The organism is Oceanibaculum nanhaiense (genome assembly GCF_002148795.1).
In the GTDB taxonomy this organism is placed as follows: Bacteria; Pseudomonadota; Alphaproteobacteria; order Oceanibaculales; family Oceanibaculaceae; genus Oceanibaculum; species Oceanibaculum nanhaiense.
Genome location: NZ_MPOB01000003.1, coordinates 370,077 through 393,803, shown reverse-complemented (window position 1 = coordinate 393,803; position 23,727 = coordinate 370,077). Strand labels below are relative to the sequence as shown.

21 protein-coding genes and 1 riboswitch are annotated in these 23,727 nt (G+C 66.2%); of the genes, 10 read left to right on the top strand and 11 right to left on the bottom strand.

Going from position 1 to position 23,727, the window contains the following annotated elements; all coding sequences use genetic code 11:
* The first annotated feature begins 52 nt into the window (after nt 1–52).
* The gene (locus tag BKM74_RS07165; protein WP_176342430.1) at nt 53–1,411 is read left to right on the top strand and encodes a formimidoylglutamate deiminase; all 1,359 of its coding nucleotides are present in this window, start codon (nt 53–55) and stop codon (nt 1,409–1,411) included.
* A 15-nt stretch (nt 1,412–1,426) separates the two neighbouring features.
* Here the strand turns inward: BKM74_RS07165 and BKM74_RS07160 are convergent, their stop codons facing one another.
* Nucleotides 1,427–2,638 carry an MFS transporter gene (locus tag BKM74_RS07160; RefSeq protein ID WP_086465003.1) on the bottom strand — a complete coding sequence of 404 codons (1,212 nt, stop codon included), beginning with the start codon at nt 2,636–2,638 and terminating at the stop codon, nt 1,427–1,429.
* 110 nt (nt 2,639–2,748) lie between these two features.
* On the opposite strand from BKM74_RS07160, the gene BKM74_RS07155 reads away from it, so the two are divergent.
* Both BKM74_RS07155 and BKM74_RS07150 read left to right on the top strand, forming a co-directional pair.
* Complete coding sequence (locus BKM74_RS07155; protein ID WP_245825849.1) at nt 2,749–3,561, top strand: AraC family transcriptional regulator; 813 nt, start codon at nt 2,749–2,751, stop codon at nt 3,559–3,561.
* Between the two features lie 83 nt (nt 3,562–3,644).
* Entirely contained in the window at nt 3,645–4,445 is an 801-nt protein-coding gene (locus BKM74_RS07150; RefSeq protein WP_086465001.1) for an enoyl-CoA hydratase, read from the top strand.
* Nucleotides 4,446–4,508: 63 nt separating this feature from the next.
* Here the strand turns inward: BKM74_RS07150 and BKM74_RS07145 are convergent, their stop codons facing one another.
* The 4 genes from BKM74_RS07145 to BKM74_RS07130 form a co-directional block, all read right to left on the bottom strand.
* Entirely contained in the window at nt 4,509–5,300 is a 792-nt protein-coding gene (locus tag BKM74_RS07145) for a MetQ/NlpA family ABC transporter substrate-binding protein (protein ID WP_086465000.1), read from the bottom strand.
* A gap of 33 nt (nt 5,301–5,333) precedes the next feature.
* The gene (locus BKM74_RS07140; RefSeq protein WP_086464999.1) at nt 5,334–5,999 is read right to left on the bottom strand and encodes a methionine ABC transporter permease; all 666 of its coding nucleotides are present in this window, start codon (nt 5,997–5,999) and stop codon (nt 5,334–5,336) included.
* Nucleotides 5,968–7,029, bottom strand: coding sequence for a methionine ABC transporter ATP-binding protein (locus tag BKM74_RS07135; RefSeq protein WP_086464998.1), 1,062 nt, complete (start codon nt 7,027–7,029; stop codon nt 5,968–5,970). Before BKM74_RS07135 ends, BKM74_RS07140 begins: the two co-directional genes overlap by 32 nt.
* Nucleotides 7,030–7,262: 233 nt before the next feature.
* A riboswitch (SAM riboswitch) is annotated at nt 7,263–7,337 on the bottom strand.
* 141 nt (nt 7,338–7,478) lie between these two features.
* Complete coding sequence (locus BKM74_RS07130; RefSeq protein ID WP_086464997.1) at nt 7,479–8,201, bottom strand: SDR family oxidoreductase; 723 nt, start codon at nt 8,199–8,201, stop codon at nt 7,479–7,481.
* 155 nt (nt 8,202–8,356) lie between these two features.
* Between BKM74_RS07130 and BKM74_RS07125 the strand changes: the two genes are divergently transcribed.
* The 3 genes from BKM74_RS07125 to BKM74_RS07115 all read left to right on the top strand — a co-directional run bounded on the left by BKM74_RS07125 (nt 8,357) and on the right by BKM74_RS07115 (nt 11,348).
* Nucleotides 8,357–9,853, top strand: coding sequence for a M81 family metallopeptidase (locus tag BKM74_RS07125; RefSeq protein ID WP_086464996.1), 1,497 nt, complete (start codon nt 8,357–8,359; stop codon nt 9,851–9,853).
* Between the two features lie 28 nt (nt 9,854–9,881).
* Nucleotides 9,882–10,673: an alpha/beta fold hydrolase gene (locus BKM74_RS07120; protein WP_176342429.1), complete on the top strand. Its 792-nt coding sequence runs from the start codon at nt 9,882–9,884 to the stop codon at nt 10,671–10,673.
* Nucleotides 10,674–10,796: 123 nt separating this feature from the next.
* A complete protein-coding gene (locus BKM74_RS07115; RefSeq protein ID WP_086464994.1) occupies nt 10,797–11,348 on the top strand; it encodes a CC0125/CC1285 family lipoprotein in 552 nt (183 codons plus the stop codon).
* Nucleotides 11,349–11,387: 39 nt separating this feature from the next.
* On the opposite strand, the gene BKM74_RS07110 is transcribed toward BKM74_RS07115, so the two are convergent.
* From BKM74_RS07110 to BKM74_RS07090, 5 genes are all read right to left on the bottom strand, one after another.
* Complete coding sequence (locus tag BKM74_RS07110) at nt 11,388–12,569, bottom strand: osmoprotectant NAGGN system M42 family peptidase (protein WP_086464993.1); 1,182 nt, start codon at nt 12,567–12,569, stop codon at nt 11,388–11,390.
* 42 nt (nt 12,570–12,611) lie between these two features.
* Nucleotides 12,612–14,411: an N-acetylglutaminylglutamine synthetase gene (gene ngg / locus BKM74_RS07105; RefSeq protein ID WP_086464992.1), complete on the bottom strand. Its 1,800-nt coding sequence runs from the start codon at nt 14,409–14,411 to the stop codon at nt 12,612–12,614.
* Between the two features lie 33 nt (nt 14,412–14,444).
* The gene (locus BKM74_RS07100; protein ID WP_086464991.1) at nt 14,445–16,232 is read right to left on the bottom strand and encodes an N-acetylglutaminylglutamine amidotransferase; all 1,788 of its coding nucleotides are present in this window, start codon (nt 16,230–16,232) and stop codon (nt 14,445–14,447) included.
* 390 nt (nt 16,233–16,622) lie between these two features.
* Entirely contained in the window at nt 16,623–17,888 is a 1,266-nt protein-coding gene (gene tyrS / locus BKM74_RS07095; protein ID WP_086464990.1) for a tyrosine--tRNA ligase, read from the bottom strand.
* A gap of 89 nt (nt 17,889–17,977) precedes the next feature.
* Nucleotides 17,978–19,252, bottom strand: coding sequence for an NAD(P)/FAD-dependent oxidoreductase (locus BKM74_RS07090; RefSeq protein ID WP_086464989.1), 1,275 nt, complete (start codon nt 19,250–19,252; stop codon nt 17,978–17,980).
* Between the two features lie 104 nt (nt 19,253–19,356).
* On the opposite strand from BKM74_RS07090, the gene BKM74_RS07085 reads away from it, so the two are divergent.
* The gene (locus BKM74_RS07085) at nt 19,357–20,445 is read left to right on the top strand and encodes an anhydro-N-acetylmuramic acid kinase (RefSeq protein WP_086464988.1); all 1,089 of its coding nucleotides are present in this window, start codon (nt 19,357–19,359) and stop codon (nt 20,443–20,445) included.
* 6 nt (nt 20,446–20,451) lie between these two features.
* Here BKM74_RS07085 and BKM74_RS07080 read toward each other — a convergent pair whose 3' ends face one another.
* Nucleotides 20,452–21,102, bottom strand: a complete 651-nt coding sequence (locus tag BKM74_RS07080; protein WP_086464987.1) for an alpha/beta hydrolase — start codon at nt 21,100–21,102, stop codon at nt 20,452–20,454.
* A gap of 198 nt (nt 21,103–21,300) precedes the next feature.
* Here BKM74_RS07080 and cysE point away from each other — a divergent pair, with 198 nt between their 5' ends.
* The 3 genes from cysE to BKM74_RS07065 are packed head-to-tail and all read left to right on the top strand — an operon-like array spanning nt 21,301 to nt 23,628.
* Complete coding sequence (cysE, locus tag BKM74_RS07075) at nt 21,301–22,026, top strand: serine O-acetyltransferase (RefSeq protein WP_245825847.1); 726 nt, start codon at nt 21,301–21,303, stop codon at nt 22,024–22,026.
* A gap of 12 nt (nt 22,027–22,038) precedes the next feature.
* The gene (locus BKM74_RS07070; protein WP_086464986.1) at nt 22,039–22,512 is read left to right on the top strand and encodes an Rrf2 family transcriptional regulator; all 474 of its coding nucleotides are present in this window, start codon (nt 22,039–22,041) and stop codon (nt 22,510–22,512) included.
* 3 nt (nt 22,513–22,515) lie between these two features.
* A complete protein-coding gene (locus BKM74_RS07065) occupies nt 22,516–23,628 on the top strand; it encodes a cysteine desulfurase family protein (RefSeq protein WP_086464985.1) in 1,113 nt (370 codons plus the stop codon).
* Nucleotides 23,629–23,727 lie beyond the last annotated feature (99 nt).

The following is a 23,727-nucleotide window of genomic DNA, read 5'->3' as shown; positions in this document are numbered from 1 at the left end:
ACATAATTTTCGCAGCCGAGGAATGATGCGCGCGAATTATGGAGTAGGCACGATGCGCCGGCTGATTTTCGACCATGCCCTGCTGCCCGATGGCTGGGCCGACCGGGTCGCCCTCACCATTTCCGATGGCTGGATCGAGACCATCGAGCCGGATGCCGCGGGCGAGGGCGAACGCATTGCCGGCATTGCGCTGCCCGGCATGCCCGACCTGCACAGCCACGCCTTCCAGCGCGGCATGGCGGGGCTGGCCGAGACGCGTGGCCCGGCGTCGGATTCTTTCTGGACCTGGCGGCAGGTCATGTATCGTTTCCTGGACCGGCTGACGCCCGAGAGCGTGGAGGCGGTCAGCGCCTATGCCATGATGCAGATGGTCGAGGGCGGCTTTACCGCGCTGGCCGAATTCCACTATCTGCACCATGATTCGGCGGGACAGCCCTATGCCGACCGTGCCGAGCTGTCGGCCCGCATCGCCGCGGCGGCGGGTGCCAGCGGCATCGGCCTGACCCTGCTGCCGGTGTTCTACGCCCATAGCGGCTTCGGCGGGCTACCGCCGACCGAGGGGCAGCGCCGCTTCGTGAACGATCTCGACGGTTTCGCGCGGCTGCTGGAAGGGGCCGGGAAGGCGCTCGCCGCCTTGCCGGATGCGCGGCTGGGCCTCGCCCCGCACAGCCTGCGCGCGGCAACGCCGGAGGAGATCACGGCGCTGGCCGGGATGGTCCCGGACGGACCGGTCCATATCCACATCGCCGAGCAGATGCAGGAGGTCGAATCCTGCCTCGCCTGGTCGGGCCGCCGGCCGGTCGAATGGCTGCTGGAGAACCAGCAGGTGGACGGGCGCTGGTGCCTGGTGCATGCGACGCACCTGCTGCCCTCGGAGACCGCCGCGCTGGCGGCGTCTGGCGCGGTCGCCGGGCTGTGTCCGCTGACCGAGGCCAATCTGGGCGACGGCATCTTCGACGGGGTGAACTATCTGGCTGCGGGCGGGCGCTATGGCATCGGCAGCGATTCCAACATCGAGCTGGATGTTCCCGGCGAGCTGAAGATGCTGGAATACAGCCAGCGCCTGCGCGACCGGGGCCGCAACCTGATGGTGCGCGGACAGGAAGGGTCGTCCACCGGGCGCGCCCTTTACGATGCCGCGTTGGCGGGCGGGGCGCAGGCGCTGGGCCGGCGCATCGGCGCGCTGGCGGTAGGCCACCGCGCCGATATCGTGGTGCTGGACGCCGATCATCCCGATATCGCGCTGGCGCAGGGCGACCGCTGGCTCGATGCCTATATCTTCGTCGCCGGCAAACCTGCCATCGACAGGGTCATCATCGGCGGCGAGACGCTGGTGGAAGGCGGCCGGCACCGCGCCCGCGATGAACTGGCCGCGCGCTACCGCGCCGCGCTGGACGGCTTGCGGGCCTGAGTTATTCGGCCAAGCCTACTCAGCCGCCGCCGGGGCAGGCATCTTCTTCTCCGAGGCCCCCGTCGGCATCAAAGCGGCGGCCAGCGTGATGATCGCCGCCAGCACGGCCAGCACCAGTATCAGCGTGGCGAAGCCGCCACCGCCCTGGTGCAGCCCGGCGATCATCGGCACGGCGGCGGCGCTGACGCCCAGCGACAGCACATATTTCGCCGCATACATGCGCGAGCGCCACTCCGCCGCGCCATAGCGCGCGACGATGGCGTCGTTGATCGGGATCGCGCCAAACACCAGCAGCATCATGCCGATGGCGGCGGCGACCATGGGCACGCCCTCGGCGGTGGCGGCGATGAGGAACAGCGGCACCTGCAGCACGATCACGCCGACATAGATCAGCTTCAGCGGGTAACGGTCGATCAGATGGCCAACGACGATCTGCGCGCAGGCAGCGATGACATAGATCGCGGTCACCAGCGCGCCGATCTGCGTGGTGGTGCCGGCGAACTCTGCGGTGCGTTCGGCGATCAGCTTCGGCAGGCCGACGGTGGTGGCGTGGAAGATGATGCCGCCGCACAGGGTGGCGACGATCACCACGCCGAACAGCAGCTTCATCTGCGAGGGCGTCAGTGCGATATGCGCGCGCGCCGGCTTCTTCGTCACGCCCTTCGCCGCCTGTCGGCGGGCGAAGACCATATAGGCGATGCCGGTGGCAATGGAGACCAGGCCGGGCAGGATGAACACCGCGCGCCAGCCCCACTGGTCGGCCAGCGCGCCCGCCGTGATGCCGGCGGCGGCGACGCCCAGATTGCCCCACACGCCATTGATGCCGAGCGCCTTGCCCAGCTTCTCCGCATCGGCGGCGACCATGGCGATGCCGACCGGATGATAAATCGCGGCGAACAGGCCGATCAGTGTCAGCCCGGCGGCCAGTTCCAGCGGCGAGCGGGCGAAGCCGGTCAGGATCGAGGCCGCGCCGATGCCCAGGAAGAACACCGACATCATGCCGGTCTTGCTCCAGCGGTCGCCCAGCCAGCCGGCGGGGATCGAGGCCGCGCCGAAGGCGACGAAGCCGAACACCGACAGCGACAGCACATCGGCGTAGGAGCCGCCGAACACCGGATCGGCGGCCATCGCCAGCACCGCCGTCGGGAACAGCAGCATGAACAGATGGTCGTAGAAATGACCGATATTCAGGAAGAGGAAGCCGGTCCGGTCGCGATGCACGCTCATGGGTGTCCTCGTTCGCCTTTCAGGTTCGGATGGGCCAGAGTAAGTGACTATTCGGCTCTATCCACTCATGCCATCTCGACTCTAGGCCGCGCCGGTGCGACCATCTTGCGATGGTTAGCCAAGAGATATCGCAAACCGGTCAAAGCTACCGTCCCAGCCTGGAAGTGAAAGGGCTGGAGGATGTGCCGCGCCCGGTTGTGCCGCTGGCCATCGATTTCCCGGACGGGCACATCATCCCGCCGCATGTGCACCGGCGCGCCCAGCTGATCTATGCCGCGCGCGGGGTGATGACCGTCTCGGTGCCGGTGGAGGGCGGCGGCCTGTGGGTGATCCCGCCGCAGCGCGCGCTGTGGATGCCGGGTGGCATTTCCCATTCCATCCGCATGACCGGCGCTGTCGAGATGCGCACGCTCTATCTGAGCGGCGCGGTGTCCGGCCTACCGTTGGACTGCCGGGTGGTCGCGGTCTCACCCTTGCTGCGCGAGCTGATCCTGCGGGCGATGAAGATTCCGCCGCTCTATGACGAGCAGGGGCCGGACGGGCGGCTGATGGCGGTGGTGCTGGACCAGCTGCATGTGCTGCCGATCATGCCGCTGCACCTGCCGATGCCGGCGGACCGGCGGCTCGCCGCGATCTGCCGGGCGCTGCTGGCTGACCTTGCCGATAACCGCGCGCTGGAGGAATGGGGCCGGCAGGCTGGCGCCAGCGTCAGCACGCTGGCCCGGCTGTTCCGGCGCGAGACCGGCATGGGCTTCGCCGCCTGGCGCCAGCAGGCACGGCTGGTGCGCGCGCTGGAGCTTCTCGCCGCCGGACGGCCGGTCACGCAGGTCGCCTTCGACCTTGGCTATGACAGCGTCAGCGCCTTCATCGCCATGTTCCGCCGTGCCTTCGGCGTGCCGCCCTCGCGCTATTTCCGGGGGTGAGCGGGACAGGTCTGCGTCCCGCCCCCTTGACCCTGCCGCCACTCTGGCCGAGACATCATCGGAACAGAAACCAGGGGGAAGAAATGGCCGACCAGCCGAGCTACATCCAGCTGCGCTATGACGATCACGGGGCAAAGGGCCGCGTCGCGCGCGTGACCATCGCCAATGCGCGCAAGCTGAACACCATGAGCACGCCGCTGATGGCGGAGTTCACTGCCACCTTCGCCGAGCTGGCGCGCGACGATAGCCTGCTGGCGGTGGTGCTGACCGGCGAGGGCGAGAAGGCCTTTGTCGGCGGGGCCAACATCGACGAGATGGCCGGGCTGGACGAGCACAAGGCGCGCGCCTTCATCACCCGCGTGCATGGCTGCTGCAACGCCGTGCGGCAGGTGCCGGTGCCGGTGATCGCGCGGATCAACGGCTATACGCTGGGGGCCGGGCTGGAGCTGGCGGCGGCCTGCGATCTGCGCATCGCCGTGGACAGCGCCGTGTTCGGCATGCCGGAGGTGAAGCTGGGCATCCCCTCGGTGGTCGAAGCGGCACTTTTGCCCGGTCTGATCGGCTGGGGCCGCACCCGTCAGATCCTGCTGCTGGGCGAGAATTTCAGCGCCGCCGAGGCGGCAGACTGGGGCTTCGTCGAGAAGCTGGTGCCTGCCGCCGATCTCGATGCGGCGGTCGATGCGTGGCTGCATAGTCTCGTGGAATGCGGGCCGGTGTCGATCCGGCTGCAGAAGAAGCTGATTCGCGACTGGGAGGATCTGCCGCTGCGTGCCGCCGTGGCCGCCGGCATCGACAGTTTCGCCACCGCCTGGAAGGGCAAGGAACCGCGCCGCATGATGGACGGTTTCCTGAAAGCGCGGGAGGAACGCCGCAAGGCGAAGTAGGGGGCACCAATCTAGTGTCACCCCCGGGTCAAGCCCGGGGGTGACAGGTTGGAGAGGTAAGCCTTACCAGCTGGTGACGACCGCACCCTTGAAGCGGGTCTGGATGAACTCCTTCACCGGCTGGGTGTGATAGGCCTTCAGCAAAGCGGCGACCCAGGGCTTGCCCTTGTCCTGTTCGCGCACGGCAATGATGTTGGTGTAGGGCGAGTCGGCATTCTCCCGCGCGATGGCGTCCTTCACCGGGTCGAGGCCGGCCTCGACGGCGTAGTTGGTGTTCACCGCCGCCGCCGTGACGTCATCGAGCGAGCGCGGCAGCTGCGCCGCGTCCAGCTCGATCAGCTTCAGCTTCTTCGGGTTTTCGGCGATGTCCAGCAGGGTCGGCTTCAGGCCGACGCCGTCGCGCAGCGTGATCACGCCCTTGGCCTGCAACAGCAGCAGCGAACGGCCGCCATTGGTCGGGTCGTTCTGGATCGCCACGGTGGCGCCTTCCGGCAGTTCCTCGAAGGACTTCACCTTCCTGGAATAGAAGCCCATCGGGAACACCACGGTCTGGCCGACCGACACCAGCTTGAGGCCGCGATCCTTCACCTGATTGTCCAGATAGGGCAGGTGCTGGAACGAGTTCGCCTCGATATCGCCCGATGCCAGCGCGGTGTTCGGCACCACGTAATCGGTGAATTCGATGATCTCGATGTCCAGCCCGTCCTGGGCCGCGACCTTCTTCACCTGGTCGAGGATTTCGGCATGCGGGCCGGCGGAAACACCGACACGGATGGTCTCGGCCGAGGCCGCGGTGGCGATGCCGGTGGACAGCAGCAAAGCGGCGGCAAGGCCGCGCAGGATACGCGTGTTCATGAGAGATACTCCTTTGGTTTGGACGTGACTAAATCAGGCGGTGCGCAGGCGCTTATTCACCCGCCGGGCGAGGCGTTCGCCGAGCGACTGGATGCCTTGCACCAGAACGATGAGAAGCAGGACGACGATGGCCATCACCTCCGGCATGAAGCGCTGGTAGCCGTAGCGGATACCGAGATCGCCCAGCCCGCCGCCGCCGACCGCGCCGACCATGGCCGAGTAGCCGATCAGGCTGACGATGGCCAAAGTCAGGCCCAGCAGGATGCCGGGCAGGGCTTCGGGCACCAGCACCTTGGCGATGACCTGGTAGGGCGTGGCGCCCATCGCCTCCGCCGCCTCGACCAACCCGCGATCGACCTCGCGGATCGCCGTCTCGACGATGCGCGCGATAAAAGGCACGGCGGCCACGGTCAGCGGCACGATGGCGGCGCTGGTGCCGATGGAGGTGCCGGCCACCAGCCGCGTGAACGGGATGATCGCCACCACCAGGATGATGAAGGGCGTCGAGCGGGTGGCGTTCACCAGCACCCCGCCGATGCGGTTGAACAGCGGGGCGGCCAGCATCTCGCCCCGGCCGGAGGTCGCCAGCCAGACGCCGAGCGGCAGGCCTAGCGCGGTGCCGATGGCGCCGGACAGGGCGACCATGTAGAGCGTGTCGAGCGTGGCTTCAGCCAGCAGCACGAAGAGCTGGTGCGACATGGCCCAGGACCTCCACGGAAAGTTGATGGGATTGGAAGAAGGCGAGCGCGGTGCCGAGCGTCTCGCCGCCGGGCAGGGCGACCACCAGCGTGCCGAAGGGCCGGCCCTGGATATGGTCGATGCGCCCCGACAGGATGTTGGCGTCGATGCCGTGATGCCGGGCAAGCCGGCTGAGGATCGGCTGGTCGGCGCTGTCCCCGATGAAGCGGACCAGCAGGATCGCCTCGCCGCCGGGCTGCGGCTCTGCCTGCAGCTGGTTGGCGAGAACCGGCGGCAGGTCGATGCCGGTCACCATGCCGATGAAGGACCGCGTGGTCGGGTGCTGCGGCCGGGTGAACACCTCGAACACGCTGCCCTGTTCGATTACCTTGCCGGCCTCCAGCACCGCCACCTTGTGGCAGATCTCCTTGATGACATGCATCTCGTGGGTGATCAGCACCACGGTCAGCCCCAGCTTGCGGTTGATCTCGGCGATCAGCCGCAGCACGTCGCGCGTGGTTTCCGGGTCCAGCGCGCTGGTCGCCTCGTCGCATAGCAGCACCTTCGGCTCGGTCGCCAGCGCACGGGCGATGCCGACGCGCTGCTTTTGCCCGCCGGAGAGTTCGGCGGGGTAGCGGTCGCGCTTGTCGGACAGGCCGACCAGCTCCAGCAGCGGCTCGACCTTGGCCTTGATCCCGTCCTTCGACACGCCGGCCAGTTCCAGCGGCAGCGCCACATTGTCGAACACGCTGCGCGAGGACAGCAGGTTGAAATGCTGGAAGATCATGCCGATGCCCCGGCGCTCGCGGCGCAAGGCGGCACCGGACAGGGAGGATATCTCCACGCCATCGACCAGCACCCGGCCGGCGGTGGGTTTTTCGAGCTGGTTGATGACGCGGATCAGCGTCGATTTGCCGGCACCGGACCGGCCGATGATGCCGTAGATCTCGCCGGCCCCGATGGTGAGGCTGACATCGTCCAGTGCCGTGACTGCGGGGCCACCCTGCTTGGGCGGCGGGTAATGCTTGGAGACCTGATCGAGCTGGATCATGTCTGGGACTCCTGACTTAGAGAGCACGAACGGTCCCCGCCTGCGGGCGGGTTCGGTCGCTATGGGAAAAGGAGAAAAGGGCCGGGCGCTCTAGGGCGAGGGCCAGGCCAGGCCGGCTGTCAGGTGCGACAGCGGCAGCGGCGCATTCGGCGGGTTGCGCCGGGCAGCGACGGGAAATCAGGCAATAAAAAAAGCGCACGCATGGCTCACTCCATCAACAGACGGGGAAACCACGAATACGCTCCGTGGCGCTTTAGCGTTTGTTGACGCGGCGCAAGCTGCTCCCTCAAATCACCGCGAGACAGGTTGCCCTGTCTGTCCCTGAAAATAGGGACGGCTGTTTTTCCGTCAAGCGGAAATGCACGCAGGAGGGGGCTGAATTTTTTGCAACGCACAATGGGGCTGATATCCCTCGCCCCCTTCCGGGGCGAGGGGAGAGGGAAGTGCCCCTACATCACCGCCTGGCCGACGGTGAGGCCGCCGCAGACATTCAGCACCTGGCCGGTGACGAAGCCGGCCTCATCGGACATGAAATAAGCGCAGGCCGCCGCCACTTCCGACGGCTGGCCGATGCGGCCGACCGGCACGGTGGCGATCAGCGCCTCGGCCTGCGGGCTGCCGGGTGGGTTGGCGTCGCGGAACAACTCGGTCTCGATCGGGCCGGGGGCGACACAGTTCACGGTGATGCCGTCGCGCGCCAGTTCCAGCGCCCAGCTGCGGGTGAAGCCGACCACGGCGGCCTTGGTGGCGCCATAGGTGCCGCGCCCGTCCTTGCCCAGCGCCGCGCGGCTGCCGATATTCACGATCCGGCCATGCCGCTTCGCCTTCATCGCCGGCAGCACGGCCTGGCTGCATTGCATCAGCGCGCGCATGTTCACCGCGATCATCTGCTCGAAGGCGGGCAGGGTGGCCTGCTCCAGCCGTTCCACGGTGATGAGGCCGGCATTGTTCACCAGATTATCGACCTGATAGCTTTTCGCTATCTCGGCCAGCGCGCGGGCGGTGTCGGCTGCGTCCGACAGATCGCCGGTCACATAGTCGCCGGGAAAACCGTCCTTCGGCGCGCTGCGTGACAGACCGATCACATGATGGCCGCGCGCCGCCATGTCTTTCGCCAGCGCCAGGCCAATGCCCCGGCTGGCCCCGGTGATGAGGGTGATGGGTTTCGGCAAATCTTCCTCCCTGACGACTTTTGTCGCAAATTGTGCTGTCGCAAACTTGTAAAGTTTGCTGACGACTTTGTTTTCTGTGCGTAGCATGATGCCGATAAGCGCCCGGACCAATCAAGGCGTGAGATCGAACACAATTTTTCGCATCGGGAATCACCATGTCCAAGCGTGTGCTCATCGCCCAGATCATGCACGAAACCAATACGTTCAGCCTGCTGCCGACGGATGAGGACTCCTATCGCCGCCGCTATCTCGGCATCGGCGACGAGATCGTCGGTCAGTTTCGCGGCACCCGCACAGAACTGGGCGGCTTCATCGACGCCGCCGAGCGCTTCGGCTGGACCACGGTGAACGCCGTCGCCGCCAATGCGACGCCATCCGGCAAGGTGACGGCGGCGTGCTGGACCCTGCTGAAGGGCGCCGTGCTGGACGCGCTGGACAAGCAGGGGCCGGTCGATGGCATCTGCCTTGCCCTGCATGGCGCCATGGTGACGGAAACCGAGGACGATGCAGAGGGCGCGCTGCTGGAAGCGCTGCGCCGCCGCCTCGGCCCACGCGTGCCGATTGCCGTCACGCTGGATCTGCACGCCAATGTCAGCGATGCGATGGCGGAAAATGCCAATGCCATCATCGCCTACCGCACCTATCCGCATATCGACCAGTTCGAGCGCGCGGTCCAGGCCGCCGATCTGGTGAATGAGATGATGGAGGGCCGGCTGGAACTGTCCTGCATCGTCGCCCGCCCGCCCTCGCTGGATGGCTGTGATCATGGCCGCACCAGCGCCGGTGTCGGCCCGATGGTCGACCTGCTGGCCCGGGCAGCGGAATATGAGAAGGAGACCGGGATCCATGCGATCTCCATCCATGCCGGGTTCCAGTGGTCGGACATCCATATGGCCGGCCCGTCCGTCTCGATCAGCCACAATCCGGCAGTGACGCGGCGCGCGAAGGATATTCTGGACATGCTGGTGCGCGAGATCTGGGACACCCGCGACAAGCAGACTGTGCATTACCAGACGCTGGGGGTCGCGGTGGCCGAGGCGCTGAAGGGCGAGGACGGCACTGGCAAGCCGCTGGTCATCGCCGACCCGACGGACAATCCGGGCGGTGGCGGCTATGGCGACACGACGAACCTTTTGCGTGCGCTGCTGGAGGCCGGGGTGAAGAATGCCTGCTTCTGCCCGATTACCGATCCGGCGGCGGTGCAGGCCGGCCAGAAGGCCGGTGTGGGCGCCACCATCAGCGTCGATCTGGGCGGCCATACCGACCCTGCCTTCGGCGCACCGATCAAGTGCACCGGCGTGGTGAAGCATCTGGGCGACGGCCGCTTCGTGCATGACGGGCCGATGTGGAAGGGCGTGGTCATGCAGATGGGGCCGACCATGGTGCTGGAGGTGGACGGCATCGAGATCGTCGTCACCAGCAACCGGCAGCAGACCACCGACCATCAGGCCTTCCTGACCAACGGTATCGACCCGCTCAAGAAGAGCGTTATCGTGGTGAAGAGCGCGCATCATTTCCGTGCCGCCTTCGAGCCGATCGCGCGGCAGGTGATCGCGGTCGATTCCGGCTCGCTATGCTCGCATGACTGGTCGCGCTTCGACTTCAAGAAGCTGCGGCGGCCGATCTGGCCGCTGGAAGAAGTTATTTTCTGAGCCCGACTGCACGACAAGAGGAACAGCCATGGCCGAACTGACGCTCTCCAACGGCGCCACGCTCTATTACGAGGTGCATGGCGACGGACCGCCGCTGGTGCTGGCCGCCGGCCTGTCGGGCAGCGCCACCTTCTGGAACCCGCATGTGCCGGAACTGTCGAAGCGATATAAGGTCGTGCTGCACGATCATCGCGGCACCGGGCGCAGCAGCCTGGACCGGATCGAGTATTCGGTGCCGCAGATGGCTGATGACGTGCTGGCGCTGATGGACCATCTCGGCATCGAAAAGGCGCATTTTGCCGGCCATTCGACCGGCGGCGCGATGGGCCAGCATATCGCCCTGGAGCATCCGGGGCGGATCGACCGGCTGGTGCTGAGCGCAACCTGGGCCGGCTTCGACGGCTATTTCCAGCAGCTGTTCCGGGTGCGCACGGAAATCCTCGACGCCATGGGGCCAGGTGCCTATCTGCGCGCCAATATCCTGTTCATGCTGCCCAGCGACCATCTGCGCGACAATCCCGATGCCGGCCGGATTACTGACGAGGCCGCGGCGCAGCAGGTGCCGGTGCCGGAAATCGTGAAGTCGCGCATCGCCGCCATCATGGCGCATGACCGGCGCAAGGATGTGCCCACTATCCAGCACAGGACGCTGGTGTTCGGCGCGCGCGACGACATGGTGACGCCGGCCTATCTCAGCGAGGAGCTGGGGCGCCTCATCCCCAACGCCGAGACGGTCATCCTGCCGCATGGCGGGCATTTCTACCCGGCCGTTCACCCGGAGCGCTTCCGCGAGGTGCTGACCGGTTTCCTGGAAAGCTGACGCGACGGAAATTCCTGCCAGCCGCGTACTGGGGGAAGAGGCATCGCCCTTGGAATGCCTTAGTTGCTGCCTACATTATGCGTTAAGAACGGCTCGCAACACTACCCTACCGGGAGAGCAATCATGAGCGCTGGCACATTTTCTCCTGCCGCCGGCAGAACAGGAACCGCGACGAAGCTGGCCCTTGTCGCCGGGCTCGCCCTGCTGGTTGCCGCCTGCGCCCAGCCGACGCCTTACAAGCCGCGGCTGGACAGCTCGACCGGTTTTTCCGAGCAGCAGATTGACGGCAACCGCTTCCGCGTGACCTTTTACGGCAATGACGTGACGCCGCGCGAGACGGTGGAGAATTACCTGCTCTACCGCGCCGCCGAGCTGACGCTGCAGCGCGACGGCGATCATTTCGTGCTGGTCGAGAAGGATGTCGAGCGCGTCACCGATTATTACAGCAATGGCGGCTGGCCGGGCGGTTACAGCATCTATGGCGGGCGCTGGCCGGGCAGTTATGGCTATGGCATGGGCTGGAATTCCAACACCTATGCGCAAAACCGTTACCAGGCCTATGCCGATATTCTGATCTTCAAGGGCAAGACGCCGAAGGACGACCCGAAATCCTTCGACGCCCGCACGGTCATTCAGCAGCTTGGGCCGACGCTGCGCTATCCGCAGCCGCGCTAAGCCTCATCGCCGGCGGTCGGGCTGCTGGTCAGGTCGTCGTCAGTCTTCGGACTTGTCGGCGTCCGATATCCCGGTGCCGAAGGCGTGCGGCAGCAGGTTCGGGTCGATGTCGGCGCCCTGGCTTTCCGGGAAACCCTCGACCGACCCCATGCGGATCGAATCGCGCTTGGCCGTCGGCGGGCTCTGCATATACAGCGCGATCAGCTCCGCCAGATTCTCCAGCGCGCTTTCGTGGATACGCTCATAGCCGTGCGAGGCATCAATGCCGAAGGTGAGCAGCGCGGTGCGGATATCGTTGCCGGCCTCCACCGCCGAGGTGCCGTCGCAGCGGTAATAGCGGAAGATGTCGCGCTGGTGCGGGATGCCATGATCCTTGGCCAGCCCGATCAGCTTGTGCGTCAGGTGATAGTCGAACGGCCCGGTCTGGTCCTTCATGGCGATGGTCACACCGGTCTCGCGCGAATTCTGCCCGGCGGCGGTGGTGCCATTGTCGATGCTGACCAGCTCCGCCACATCGCCATGCAGCACGGCTGAAGCGCCCGAGCCTACCTCCTCGGAGATGGTGAACAGCAGATGGCAGTCCATCGGCAGTTCCATCTTCCCGTCGATCACCGCCTTGGCGGCGGCCAGCATGGTGGCGGCGCCCGCCTTGTCATCGAGATGGCGCGAGACGATGTAGCCGGTCTCCAGGAATTCCGGCTGCGGGTCGATGGCGACATAATCGCCGATATTCACCCCCAGTTTTTCCAGGTCCGCGCGGTTGTCCGCCTGCGCATCGATGCGCAGCTCGACATGGTCCCAACTGACCGGCTGGCTGTCGATCTCGCGGTTGAAGGTGTGGCCGGAGGCCTTCAGCGGCAGAATGGTGCCGCGATAGGCGCTGTCGTCGGTGAACAGGGTGACGCGCGCGCCCTCGGCGAAGCGTGATGACCAGTGGCCGATCATCACCAGTTCCAGCCGGCCATTCGGCTTCAGGTTCTTCACCATCGCGCCCAGCGTGTCGAGATGGCTGACGACGGCACGGTCGGGGCTGTATTGGCGGCCGGGCAGGTCGGCGCGGATGGCGCCGCGCCTTGTCAGCTCATAGGAAATGCCAAGCCGTTCCAGCTCGCGGCTGACGAACAGCACGACCTGATCGGTAAAGCCGCTCGGGCTGGGAATGCACAGCAATTCGCTGAGAATTCCCTTCAGATAGGCCATGTCGATGGTCGGCTTCAGCATGATTTCCCCTGTGGTTTCAAATGTGTGGTTTCGGAAAGCTGCCTACCGCATGTCCTTCGGGGGCCAGCGGTCGATCGCGGTCTGCGGGAACAGCAGGTCGATGAAGCGTTCCGCCGTCGGCTGCGGTTCGTGATTGGCGAGGCCGGGCCGCTCGTTCGCCTCGATGATCGCGTAATCGGGCCGGGCCGGGCTTGGCACGATGAAATCCAGCCCCACCACCGGAATGTCGATGGCGCGCGCGGCCTTCACCGCGGCATCCACCAGCGCCGGGTGCAGCTGGTCGGTCACATCGTGGATGGTGCCGCCAGTATGCAGGTTGGCGGTCTTGCGCACCAGCAGGGTCTCGTTCTCCGGCAGGATGCTGTCCAGCTGATAGCCGCCCATGGAGACGCAGCGTTCGGTCTCCAGGTCGAGCGGAATCCCGCTTTCGCCGCCGGTCGCGGCGGCCCGCCGGCGGCTCAGCTTCTTGATCAGCTGCTCCACAGTGTGCTGGCCGGTGCCGGTGACCATCGGCGGGCGGCGCACGGCAGCGGCCACCAGCTTGAAGCCGATGACGATGAGGCGCAGATCCTCGCCCTGGACCAGTTCCTCAAGCAGCACCGTGTCGCAGGTGCGGCGCGCCGTCTCGATGGCGGTCTTCATTTCCTCGACGCCGCGCACATCGACGCTGATGCCGCGGCCCTGCTCGCCGCGCGCCGGTTTCACCACGATTGAGTTGTGTTCCTTCAGGAAGGCGATATCAGCCTTGGTGTCGCCGGCGGTGCGCTGGGCCGGCACGCGCAGCCCTTCCTTTTCGAGCAGGCGGCGGGTCACCGCCTTGTCGTCGCAGCGGCTCATGGCGACGGCGGTGGTCAGTTCCGACAGGCTCTCGCGGCAGGTGATCGAGCGTCCGCCATGGGTCAGCCGGAAGAAGCCGCCCTCGGCGTCCAGCACCTCGACCCCGATGCCGCGCCGCCGGGCTTCGTTCACCAGCAGCATGGCGTAGGGGTTCAGATTCTCGTCCACCGGCGGGCCGGCGAACAGTTTCTCGTTGATCGTGTTCTTGATCTTTACCGCGAACACCGGCACGCGCTGGAAGCCCAGCTTCTCGTAGAGCGCTATGGCCTGTTCATTGTCGTGCATGACCGACAAATCCATATAGGCCCGCCCGCGCGCCGCGAAATGTTCCGCCAGATGGCGCACCATTACCTCGCCGATGCCGGGATAGGCGGCCTGCGGATCGACCGCCAGGCTCCACAGGCTGCTGCCGTTCTCCGGGTCCTTGAAGGCATTCACATGATCGACGCCGGTCACGGCGGCTAGGACCTTGCCGGTCGCCATATCCTCGGCCACCAGGAAGGTCATGTGCTTCTTCATCCGGTTGGTCCAGAAGAAGCCGGGATCGACCTGCACCATGCCGCGCGCGGCATAGATGTCGTTCACCGCCTGCGCGTCGGCGATGGTGCGCAGCCGGCGCACGGCAAAGCCCTTGGGGCGGCGCTGTGCCGGCCGGTAGGCCGACATCTGCAGCCGGTAGGTGTGCGACGGGTCGAGGAACAGCGCCTGCGGCGCCTTGGCCAGCATCACATGCGGTTCATGCACATAGATGGCGATATCGCGCTGGCCGGCCGGTTCCGCGCGCAGCGCTTCGACCAGGCTGTCCTGATCGGTGAAGGTATGGGCGAAGATCAGCCGCCCCCAGCCGCAATCGATGGCGACGTCGTGCGGCCATTCCTCACCCTTGATGCGGTCGCCCTGACGGGCCGATTCGCGCAGGCTGACGGCGGTGTGGCGCTGCAGCCGCTCATTGCCGCCGCGCTGGCGGCGGGGCGGGGCGGGGCGGGCGCTGGTCCGAGCGGTCATGCTTCTTGTCCTACCATTCTCAGGGAAGGGGGCTTACGCCTGGTTCTGCTGCAGCCACAGCTCCAGCAGGGCGCACTGCCACAGCTTGGAACCGCGCAGCGGCGTCAGATGCGCGTCAGGATCCTTGAGCAGGGTCTCGACATAGGCCGGGTTGAACAGCTTGCGGTCACGCGCGGCCTGCGAGGTCAGCGCGTCGCGCACCATCTCCAGGAACGGACCGCGCAGATATTTCAGCGCCGGCACCGGGAAATACCCCTTCGGCCGGTCGATGACCTCCTTGGGGATCACCTTGCGGGCGGCTTCCTTCAGCACGTATTTGCCGTCGCCCTCGACCTTCATCTCCGGCGGGATGCGGGCGGCCAGCTCGACCAGCTCATGGTCGAGGAACGGCACGCGCGCCTCCAGCCCCCAGGCCATGGTCATGTTATCGACGCGCTTCACCGGGTCATCGACCAGCATGATGCCGGTATCCAGGCGCAGCGCCTTGTCTACCGCCGTATCGGCGCCGGCCATGCCGAAATGCTCGGCGATGAAGGCGCGGCTGTGGTCGCCATCCACGAAGCGCGGATCGACCGCCTGACCGAATTCCGCATGGGTGCGGTCGCAGAATACGCGGGCGTAATCCTCGACCGGGTTGGTGCTGTTCATCAGCGGCGGGTACCAGTGATAGCCGGCGAACACCTCGTCCGCCCCCTGGCCGCTCTGCACCACCTTCACATGCTTCGCCACCTCCTGGGAGAGCAGGTAGAAGCCGATGGCATCGTGGCTGACCATCGGTTCGGCCATGGCGGCGATGCAGTTCTGCAGCTCCGGCAGGGCGCGGCTGGAATCGACGAACAGCTGGTGATGGTCGGTGCCGAAATGCTTCGCCACGATGTCGGAATACTGGAATTCGTCGCCGCGTTCCTCGCCCACCGTCTCGAAGCCGATGGAGAAGGTCTTCAGATCCTGCTGGCCCAGATTGGCCAGCAGTCCGACCACCAGGCTGGAATCGAGCCCGCCGGACAGCAGCACGCCGACCGGTACGTCGGCGACCAGCCGGCGCTTCACCGCGAGGGTGAGCGCGTCCAGCGTCTTTTCCTGCCAGTCCTCGAAGCTGAGCTTGGCCTCGTCGGCGTGGCGCACGAAATCCGGCTGCCAGTAGCGGTGCTGCTTTCGCGCACCATCCGCCTCGATGATCATGAGGGTCGCCGGCGGCAGCTTGCGCACACCCTTCAGGATGGTGTAGGGCGCCGGTACCACCGCATGGAAGCTCATGTAATGATGCAGCGCCACCGGGTCGATGTCGGTATCGACCAGCTCGCCCGATGCCCGCCCGGCGGCCAGCAGGGCCGGCAGGGAGGAGGCGAAGCGGAAGCTGTGCGCCGTCTCGGCGTAATAGAGCGGCTTGATGCCCAGCCGGTCGCGCGCCAGCGTCACGCGGCCGCTGTCGCGTTCGGTCACGGCGAAGGCGAACATGCCGTGGAAGCGCGACACGCAGTCCGGGCCCCAGGCGTGGAAGGCCTTCAGCACCACTTCGGTGTCGCCGGTGGAGAAGAAGCGGTAGCCCTTGGCCTCCAGCTCGGCCATCAGCTCCTTGTAATTATAGATGATGCCGTTGAAGACGATTGTGAGGCCGAGGCCGTTATCCACCATCGGCTGCTGCGCACGCTCGGTGAGGTCGATGATCTTCAGCCGCCGGTGTCCCAGCGCCACGCGCCCTTGCAGGAACAGTCCTTCGCCATCCGGCCCGCGCGGGGCCATCCGGTCGGTCATCGCCGCAATCGCGGCGCTGGAGGCGGGGTGATCGTCGAACCGGATTTCACCGGCAATGCCGCACATCTTATCTGTTCTCCGTCCTTGGTCTGTGTCCTTGAAACGGATGACGGCCGGCAAGGTTCGCATGCTCGCCAGTATTGCGGTCAGTATGACCCGATAGTGACAAAAAGATAACCGCCGGAACCCGCATTTCTGCGTCCGTCATCGATTTTTCATGGAGTAATGGATTGGTCGTTCGTGATCGAAGGGATCGGGCGATGCGGCCTGATGCTGCGCAGGATTACCTGCACGCGACGGGCCGCGTACGTCAATACCTAAGAAGAAAATCCGTCAATTCAAGGAAAAGATTGAATTTTGTCGGATGATTGGGAGGAGGTTGCGCCCTGCGCTCCTCTTTCTTCGTCACCCTCGGGCTTGACCCGAGGGTGACGAAGGAGAAAGGGGTCGGCTGTCTCAAACTGGCTTCAGCAGGGCGTGGCGCTTCTTGCCGGCGGACAGCTTGATGACGCCGTCGGCCAGATCGGCGGGGGAGAGCGCGGCGTTCTCGTCGGCGATTACCGCATCGTTCAGCCGGGCGCCGCCGCCCTTGATCAGGCGGCGGGCCTCGCCGTTGGAGGCGGCAAGGCCGGCGAGGCGCAGCGCCTCATAGGCTGGCAGGCCGGCGGCCAGCTGCGCCTGCGGGATATCCACGGTCGGCAGCCCTTCGGCGGTGGCGCCTTCCTCGAAGGTGCGGCGCGCGGTCTCGGCGGCCTCATTGGCGGCCTCCTCGCCATGGCACAGGCGGGTCGCCTCGAAGGCCAGCACCTTCTTCGCCTCGTTGATCTCCGCGCCTTCCAGCGATTCCAGTCGGGCGATCTCGTCGAGCGGCAATTCGGTGAACAGGCGCAGGAAGCGGCCGACATCGGCGTCTTCGGTATTGCGCCAGAACTGCCAGAAATCATAGGGCGACAGCCGGTCGTCATTCAGCCAGACCGCGCCATTGGCGGTCTTGCCCATCTTCGCGCCGGATGCGGTGGTGATCAGCGGGCTGGTCAGGCCGTAGAGCGCGGCATCCTCGACCCGGCGGCCCAGCTCGATGCCGTTCACGATGTTGCCCCACTGGTCGGAGCCGCCCATCTGCAGCTGCACGCCATCGCGCCGCCACAGCTCCACGAAATCGTAGGCCTGCAGGATCATGTAGTTGAATTCGAGGAAGCTCAGCGACTGTTCGCGCTCAAGGCGAATCTTCACCGACTCGAAGCTCAGCATCCGGTTGATCGAGAAATGCCGTCCGTAATCGCGCAGGAAGGAGATGTATTCGAGCTTGTCCAGCCAGTCGGCATTATTGACCATCACCGCGTCGGTCGGGCCGTCGCCGAAGGTGAGGTACTTGCCGAACACGCGCTTGATGCCGTCGAGATTGCGCTGGATGTCCGCGTCGGACAGCAGCTTGCGCGCCTCGTCGCGGAAGGACGGGTCGCCGATCCGCGAGGTGCCGCCGCCCATCAGCACGACCGGCTTGTGACCGGTCTTCTGCAGCTGGCGCAGCATCATGATCTGCACCAGCGAGCCGACATGCAGGCTGTCCGCCGTGGCGTCGAAGCCGATATAGGCCGGCACCGGCGTTCCTTTCGCCATTTCGCCGTCCAGCGCCTCCAGATCGGTGCACTGGTGCATATAGCCGCGCTCGACGATGGTGCGCAGGAAATCGGACTTCGGGCTGGTGGTGGGGCTGGTCATGGCAGGGCTCGCCGGTCAGGAAGGTGTGGAGCGGCGGTTTAGCACAGGCTTGCGCACCGCGACAATCGGCCCGTCACCGCTTTGTCCCATCACCGCTTCATCAGGTCGCGCAGCTGCCAGTACCAATAGACGGCCTGTGCCGCCAGCGGACCGGCGGGGCCGCCGGCAAAGCTGAGGCCGAAGGGACGGAACAGCTTCCAGCTCTCGTCGCCCAGCGCGATGGCCTTGGCCACCGTCTCGCCGCCCGCCGTGGTCGCGCACATGCCATGCCCGCCGAAGCAGCTATTCACCCACACACCGGGCTTCAGCTCGCCGATCAGCGGCATCTTGTGCGTGGTGTAGCCCATGGTGCCGGGCCAGGCGACATCGACCTTGGTGCCGGCAAGCTGCGGATAGACCTTCAGCATGTCGCCCAGCATCAGCCGGTCGAGATCGGCCGGGTTGGTGGCCATGCTGATGCGCCCGCCCCACAGGATGCGGCTGTCGGGCAGCGCGCGGTAGTAATCCGGCGCGAAGCGGTTGTCGGAGACCGCATGGTTGGCGCGGATCGCGGTTTTCAGGCGGTCGCCCAGCGGTTCGGTCAGCATGACATAGGTGCCGATCGGCAGGATGGAGAGGCGCAGGCGCGGCAGCATCCAGTTCAGGTAGCCGCTGGTGCACACCACCACCTGCTTCGCTTTCACCGTGCCGCGCGCCGTGCGGATGCGCTTCACATCGCCATCGAGGCTGAGGCCGGTCGCCGGGCTGTCCTCGAAGATCCGCACGCCCAGCCCTTCGGCGGCGGCCGCCGTGCCGCGCGTGAAGTTCAGCGAATGGAAGTGGAAGCTGTCGGGATTATGGATCGCGTCGAAATAGCGCTTCGACAGATAGAGGTCGCGGACCCTGGCGCGCGGCCAGAATTCCAGCTTGGTGCCGAACGTCTGGTTCATGAAGGCGATGTTGGCCTTCTGCTCCTTCGGCCGGTCGAACCAGGAAATGTTCAGCTTGCCGTGGACCAGCGGACCGCAGGGCATGGCATATTGATCGACGCGGCGGCGGATGACGTCCATCGCCTGCTGCGTGAGGCCGAGGAGCGCCTTCGCATTCTCCACGCCGACGCGCTTCACGATGGCGGCCGGGCTGAGGGAATAGCCCGCCGAGACGAAGCCGCCATTGCGCCCCGAGGCGCCGAAGCCGACCTGCTTGCCTTCCAGCACGACCACGTTGGTCACACCGCGTTCGGCCAGCCCGAGCGCGGTGGCGAGGCCGGCCATGCCGCCGCCGATAATGCAGACATCCGCCTCCACCTCGCCCTCCAGGGGTGCGCGGCGATAATCGTCGGCCAGGGTGCGGCTGTAATAGCTGTCGATATAATCGTGCGTCATGGCGGCGAGATTATCCGAACAAGCCGGCCACTGGAAGCCGGCTTGCATCCTGTCCGCCGGCCCCGTTAGATGGGCATTGATTTCCCGAAGGAAGAGCAAGGCGCATGACCGTAAAGACGGCAATCGGGCTGATGAGCGGCACCTCGATGGACGGCATCGATGCCGCGATCCTGACCAGTGACGGGCACCGGATCGAGACGCTGGGACCGGCCTTGACCTTGCCCTATGATTCGGGCTTCAGGGCGCGCCTGCGCGGCGTGATGGGTGCGCCGGAAGGGGCCGATATCGCCGGGGTGGCACGCGCGCTGACCGAGCGCCATGCCGAGGCGGTGGCGCGGCTGTTGAGCGAGACCGGGATGGCGGCGGCGGAAATCGATGTCGTCGGCTTTCATGGCCAGACCATCCTGCATCAGCCGGCACAGGGCCAGCCCGGCAAAGGGCGGACGCTGCAGATCGGCGATGGCGCGCTGCTGGCCGGCCTGACCGGCATCCCGGTGGTCAATGATTTCCGTACGTCCGATGTGGCGGCGGGCGGTGAGGGCGCCCCTTTCGCACCGGCCTATCACGCGGCGCTGACGGCGCATCTCGGCCGCCCGGTGGCGATGCTCAATCTGGGCGGGGTCGGCAATGTCACCTGGATCGGCGGCGAGACCGATTTGCTGGCCTTCGATACCGGGCCGGGCAATGCGCTGATCGATGATTGGGTGCACCGTCACACCGGTGCCGCCTGCGACGAGGATGGAAGACTGGCAGCGCAGGGGAAGGTGGACCGGGTGCGCATCGATACGGTGCTGGAAGGGCCGTATTTCCAGCGCCGACCGCCCAAGTCGCTGGACCGTGACGATTTCTCTGCCACCCTTGCCGAGGGCCTGTCGCTGGAGGATGGCGCGGCGACGCTGGCGGCGCTGACCGTGGCCTGTGTTGCCAAGGCCGCCGACTGGTTTCCGCAGCCGCCGCTGCGCTGGATCGTCACCGGCGGCGGGCGGCGCAACCCGGTCATCATGGAAGGGCTGCGCGCCGCGCTGGATGTGCCGGTACAGGCAACGGAAGAACTGGGCTGGGACGGCGATGCGCTGGAGGCGCACGCCTTCGCCTATCTGGCGGTGCGGTCGCTGGCCGGGCTGCCGCTCAGTTTTCCGGGCACTACAGGTGTCCCCCACCCGTTGCCGGGCGGGGTGCTGAATCAGCCCTGATTGGAATCAGGCTTCGGTCTTCACCAGCGCCTTGTCGAGATAATTATCGACATGCCCGATCATCTCGTCGAGCTGGCCGGTGAAGAAATGGTTGGCGCCCTCGACCAGCCGGTAATCGATGGTGATGCCGCGCTGATGCGACAGCTTGTCGACCAGCTTCTTCACCGATTCCTGCGGCACGATATCGTCGGCCGTGCCCTGCACCACCAGGCCGGAGGCCGGGCAGGGGGCAAGGAAGGTGAAATCATAATTGTTGGCGGGCGGCGCCACTGAGATGAAGCCGCTGATCTCCGGCCGGCGCATCAGCAGCTGCATGCCGATCCAGGCACCGAAGGAGAAGCCGGCGATCCAGCACTGGCCGGCATTGGGGTTGTAGGTCTGCAGCCAGTCCAGCGCCGAGGCGGCGTCCGACAGCTCGCCCTCGCCGCGGTCATAGACGCCCTGCGAGCGGCCAACGCCCCGGAAGTTGAAGCGCAGGACCGAAAAGCCGCGCTGCACGAAATTATGATAGAGCGAATAGACGATCTTGTTGTTCATCGTCCCGCCATGCTGCGGGTGCGGGTGCAGCATCAGCGCAATCGGCGCGTTGGGCTGGCTGCCGTGCTGGTAACGCCCCTCAAGCCGTCCTTCCGGACCGTTGAAAATCACTTCGGGCATGGGCCTTGCGTTCTCCTCATATGCGTGGTGCCCGCATTAAGCCGACCAATGGAGTCGGACTTGCACCGCTGTTTCCCGTAAAAGCGGCGCACAATACTTGATCGCATAACTGGGACATTCTATATCGACTAAGTGTGCGCTTGCCGGCCGCGCTGGCCGCATGGCCCGGCGCATCCTTTGGCGGGCCGGGACTATATCATGCTGGGGTGGGCAATGTTCAAGAAACTCGGTGAGGATATCGATGCCATCATGGCGCGCGACCCGGCGGCGAAGTCCCGGATCGAGGTCATGCTGTGCTATCCGGGCTTTCATGCCCTGCTGTTCTACCGCATCGGCAATGCCGCCTGGCGGCGCGGCTGGCGGCTGCTGGGCCGCTTCCTGTCGCATATCGGCCGGGTGCTGACCGGCATCGAGATTCATCCGGGGGCCACCATCGGCCGGCGCTTCTTCGTCGATCACGGCATGGGCGTGGTGATTGGAGAGACGGCGGAGGTCGGCGATGATGTCACCCTGTATCAGGGCGTCACGCTGGGCGGCACCTCGCTGCATCAGGGCAAGCGCCATCCGACGCTGGGCGACGGCGTCATCGTCGGCTCCGGCGCGCAGGTGCTGGGCCCGCTGACCGTCGGTAAGGGCGCGCGCGTTGGCGCTAACGCCGTGGTGCTGAAGGATGTGCCGGAAGGCGTCACGGTGGTCGGCATCCCGGCCCAGGTGGCGATCAGCCGGTCGAAGCAGGAGGATGCGTTCTGCGCCTATGGCACCTCGGTGGATATGCCGGACCCGGTGGCCCGCGCGCTGGACGGGTTGCTGGGCGAGGTAACGGCGCTGAAGGCGCGTGTCGTGGAGTTGGAGGGCAGTGCCGCTCCGGTGGCGAAAAAGGCAAGCAACGGGCGCAGTCACGCGGCGTCGCGCGACGGAAATTAGGGAGGCGCTTCCATGAAGCTCAGCACCAAGGGACGCTATGCCGTCATGGCGATGGTCGATCTGGCGGCCACCAGCGAGGGCCAGCCGATCGCGCTTGCCGACATCGCGGAACGGCAGGAAATTTCGCTCTCCTATCTCGAACAGCTGTTCGCCAAGCTGCGGCGTGGCGGCCTGGTACGCAGCGTGCGCGGCCCGGGCGGGGGCTATCTGCTGGCCCGCACGCCCGAGGAGACGCGGGTTTCCGATGTTATTCTGGCGGTCGATGAGCCGATCCGCGCCACCCGCTGTACGCCGGGATCGCCGGCTGGCTGCAAGAGCAACAAGGCGCGCTGCCTGACCCATGATCTGTGGGAGGAGCTGGGCAACCAGATCCACCTCTATCTCGGATCCGTCAGCCTGCAGGATGTGGTGGCGCGGCAGGTGCGGTCCACGGGTTTTCCGCCCGCGATGGCGCCAAAGCCCACGATGGGCGCCGCCGCCGAATAGAAAATGGCCATTACCTATCTTGATCATAACGCGACCACGCCGGTACGGCCGGAGGCGATGCAGGCCGTCCTTGCGGCGATGCAGGAGGGCGGCAATCCATCCTCCGTCCATGCCGCCGGTCGCACCGCCCGCAAGCGGCTGGAACAGGCGCGGCGCGAGGTAGCGGCGCTGATCGGCGGCGATCCTGCCGGGCTGGTCTTCACCAGCGGTGGCACCGAGGCGAACGCGCTGGCGCTGCTGGGCAGCGGCCGCCCGCGCATCCTCTATTCCGCCATCGAGCATGATTCCGTGCGTGCCGTGCATCCGCAGGCTGAGCCCGTGCCGGTAACGTCGGACGGCGTGCTCGATCTCGGGGCGCTGGACGCGCTGCTGGCGTCAGACAGCCGCCCGGCCATCATCTCGCTGATGCTGGCGAACAACGAGACCGGCATCCTGCAGCCGGTGACCGAGGCGCGCGAGATCGCGCGCCGCCATGGCGCGCTGATCCATTGCGACGCCATCCAGGCCGCCGGCAAGCTGCCCCTCGATGTGACGGCACTGGGCGTCGATCTGATGAGCCTCTCCGGCCACAAGATCGGCGGGCCGCCGGGCGTCGGTGCGCTTTATATCCGCCCCGGTCTCGATCTGGCGGCGATCCAGCGCGGCGGCGGTCAGGAACGGCGGCTGCGCGGCGGTACCGAGAATCTGCCCGGCATTGCCGGCTTCGGCGCGGCGGCGCGGGTGGCGGCGGATATCGACCGGGTGCAGGCGCTGGCCGTCTGGCGCGACGCGCTGGAAGCGGGCGTGCTGGCGGCGACGCCGCAGGCGGTCATCGTCGGACAAGACATGCCGCGCCTGCCGAACACCAGCTGCATCGCGCTGCCCGGCATGAAGGCGGAGAATATCGTCATGGCGCTCGATCTCGCCGGCGTGGCGGTCAGTGCCGGTTCCGCCTGTTCCTCGGGCAAGGTCACAGCCTCGCATGTGCTGGCGGCGATGGGTCTGCCGCCCGGGATCGCCGGCGGCGCCATCCGCGTCAGCTTCGGCTGGACCAGCATGGCGGCGGATGTGGACGCGTTCCTTGCCGCCTGGTCGCAGACCGCCCGGCGGCTGCGGCCGATGGCAGTGGCCTCGTGAGAGGCCTTGCCATGGCGGGGATTGCACCCATCTAGGGTGCCTGATAAACCGACCCGTTCCTAACCCCACCCGGTTCTTTCGTCACAATCGACAGCGCGT

Coding starts and splice junctions, on each gene's coding strand:
- BKM74_RS07070 (WP_086464986.1), top strand. CDS start 22,039: ATGAAGCTCAGCACCAAGGGACGCTATGCCGTCATGGCGATGGTCGAT.
- BKM74_RS07080 (WP_086464987.1), bottom strand. CDS start 21,102: ATGCCCGAAGTGATTTTCAACGGTCCGGAAGGACGGCTTGAGGGGCGT.
- BKM74_RS07120 (WP_176342429.1), top strand. CDS start 9,882: ATGGCCGAACTGACGCTCTCCAACGGCGCCACGCTCTATTACGAGGTG.
- BKM74_RS07100 (WP_086464991.1), bottom strand. CDS start 16,232: ATGTGCGGCATTGCCGGTGAAATCCGGTTCGACGATCACCCCGCCTCC.
- BKM74_RS07155 (WP_245825849.1), top strand. CDS start 2,749: ATGGTTAGCCAAGAGATATCGCAAACCGGTCAAAGCTACCGTCCCAGC.
- BKM74_RS07110 (WP_086464993.1), bottom strand. CDS start 12,569: ATGCTGAAGCCGACCATCGACATGGCCTATCTGAAGGGAATTCTCAGC.
- BKM74_RS07090 (WP_086464989.1), bottom strand. CDS start 19,252: ATGACGCACGATTATATCGACAGCTATTACAGCCGCACCCTGGCCGAC.
- BKM74_RS07065 (WP_086464985.1), top strand. CDS start 22,516: ATGGCCATTACCTATCTTGATCATAACGCGACCACGCCGGTACGGCCG.
- BKM74_RS07150 (WP_086465001.1), top strand. CDS start 3,645: ATGGCCGACCAGCCGAGCTACATCCAGCTGCGCTATGACGATCACGGG.
- ngg (WP_086464992.1), bottom strand. CDS start 14,411: ATGACCGCTCGGACCAGCGCCCGCCCCGCCCCGCCCCGCCGCCAGCGC.
- BKM74_RS07115 (WP_086464994.1), top strand. CDS start 10,797: ATGAGCGCTGGCACATTTTCTCCTGCCGCCGGCAGAACAGGAACCGCG.
- BKM74_RS07145 (WP_086465000.1), bottom strand. CDS start 5,300: ATGAACACGCGTATCCTGCGCGGCCTTGCCGCCGCTTTGCTGCTGTCC.
- cysE (WP_245825847.1), top strand. CDS start 21,301: ATGCTGGGGTGGGCAATGTTCAAGAAACTCGGTGAGGATATCGATGCC.
- tyrS (WP_086464990.1), bottom strand. CDS start 17,888: ATGACCAGCCCCACCACCAGCCCGAAGTCCGATTTCCTGCGCACCATC.
- BKM74_RS07135 (WP_086464998.1), bottom strand. CDS start 7,029: ATGATCCAGCTCGATCAGGTCTCCAAGCATTACCCGCCGCCCAAGCAG.
- BKM74_RS07140 (WP_086464999.1), bottom strand. CDS start 5,999: ATGTCGCACCAGCTCTTCGTGCTGCTGGCTGAAGCCACGCTCGACACG.
- BKM74_RS07165 (WP_176342430.1), top strand. CDS start 53: ATGCGCCGGCTGATTTTCGACCATGCCCTGCTGCCCGATGGCTGGGCC.
- BKM74_RS07085 (WP_086464988.1), top strand. CDS start 19,357: ATGACCGTAAAGACGGCAATCGGGCTGATGAGCGGCACCTCGATGGAC.
- BKM74_RS07125 (WP_086464996.1), top strand. CDS start 8,357: ATGTCCAAGCGTGTGCTCATCGCCCAGATCATGCACGAAACCAATACG.
- BKM74_RS07160 (WP_086465003.1), bottom strand. CDS start 2,638: ATGAGCGTGCATCGCGACCGGACCGGCTTCCTCTTCCTGAATATCGGT.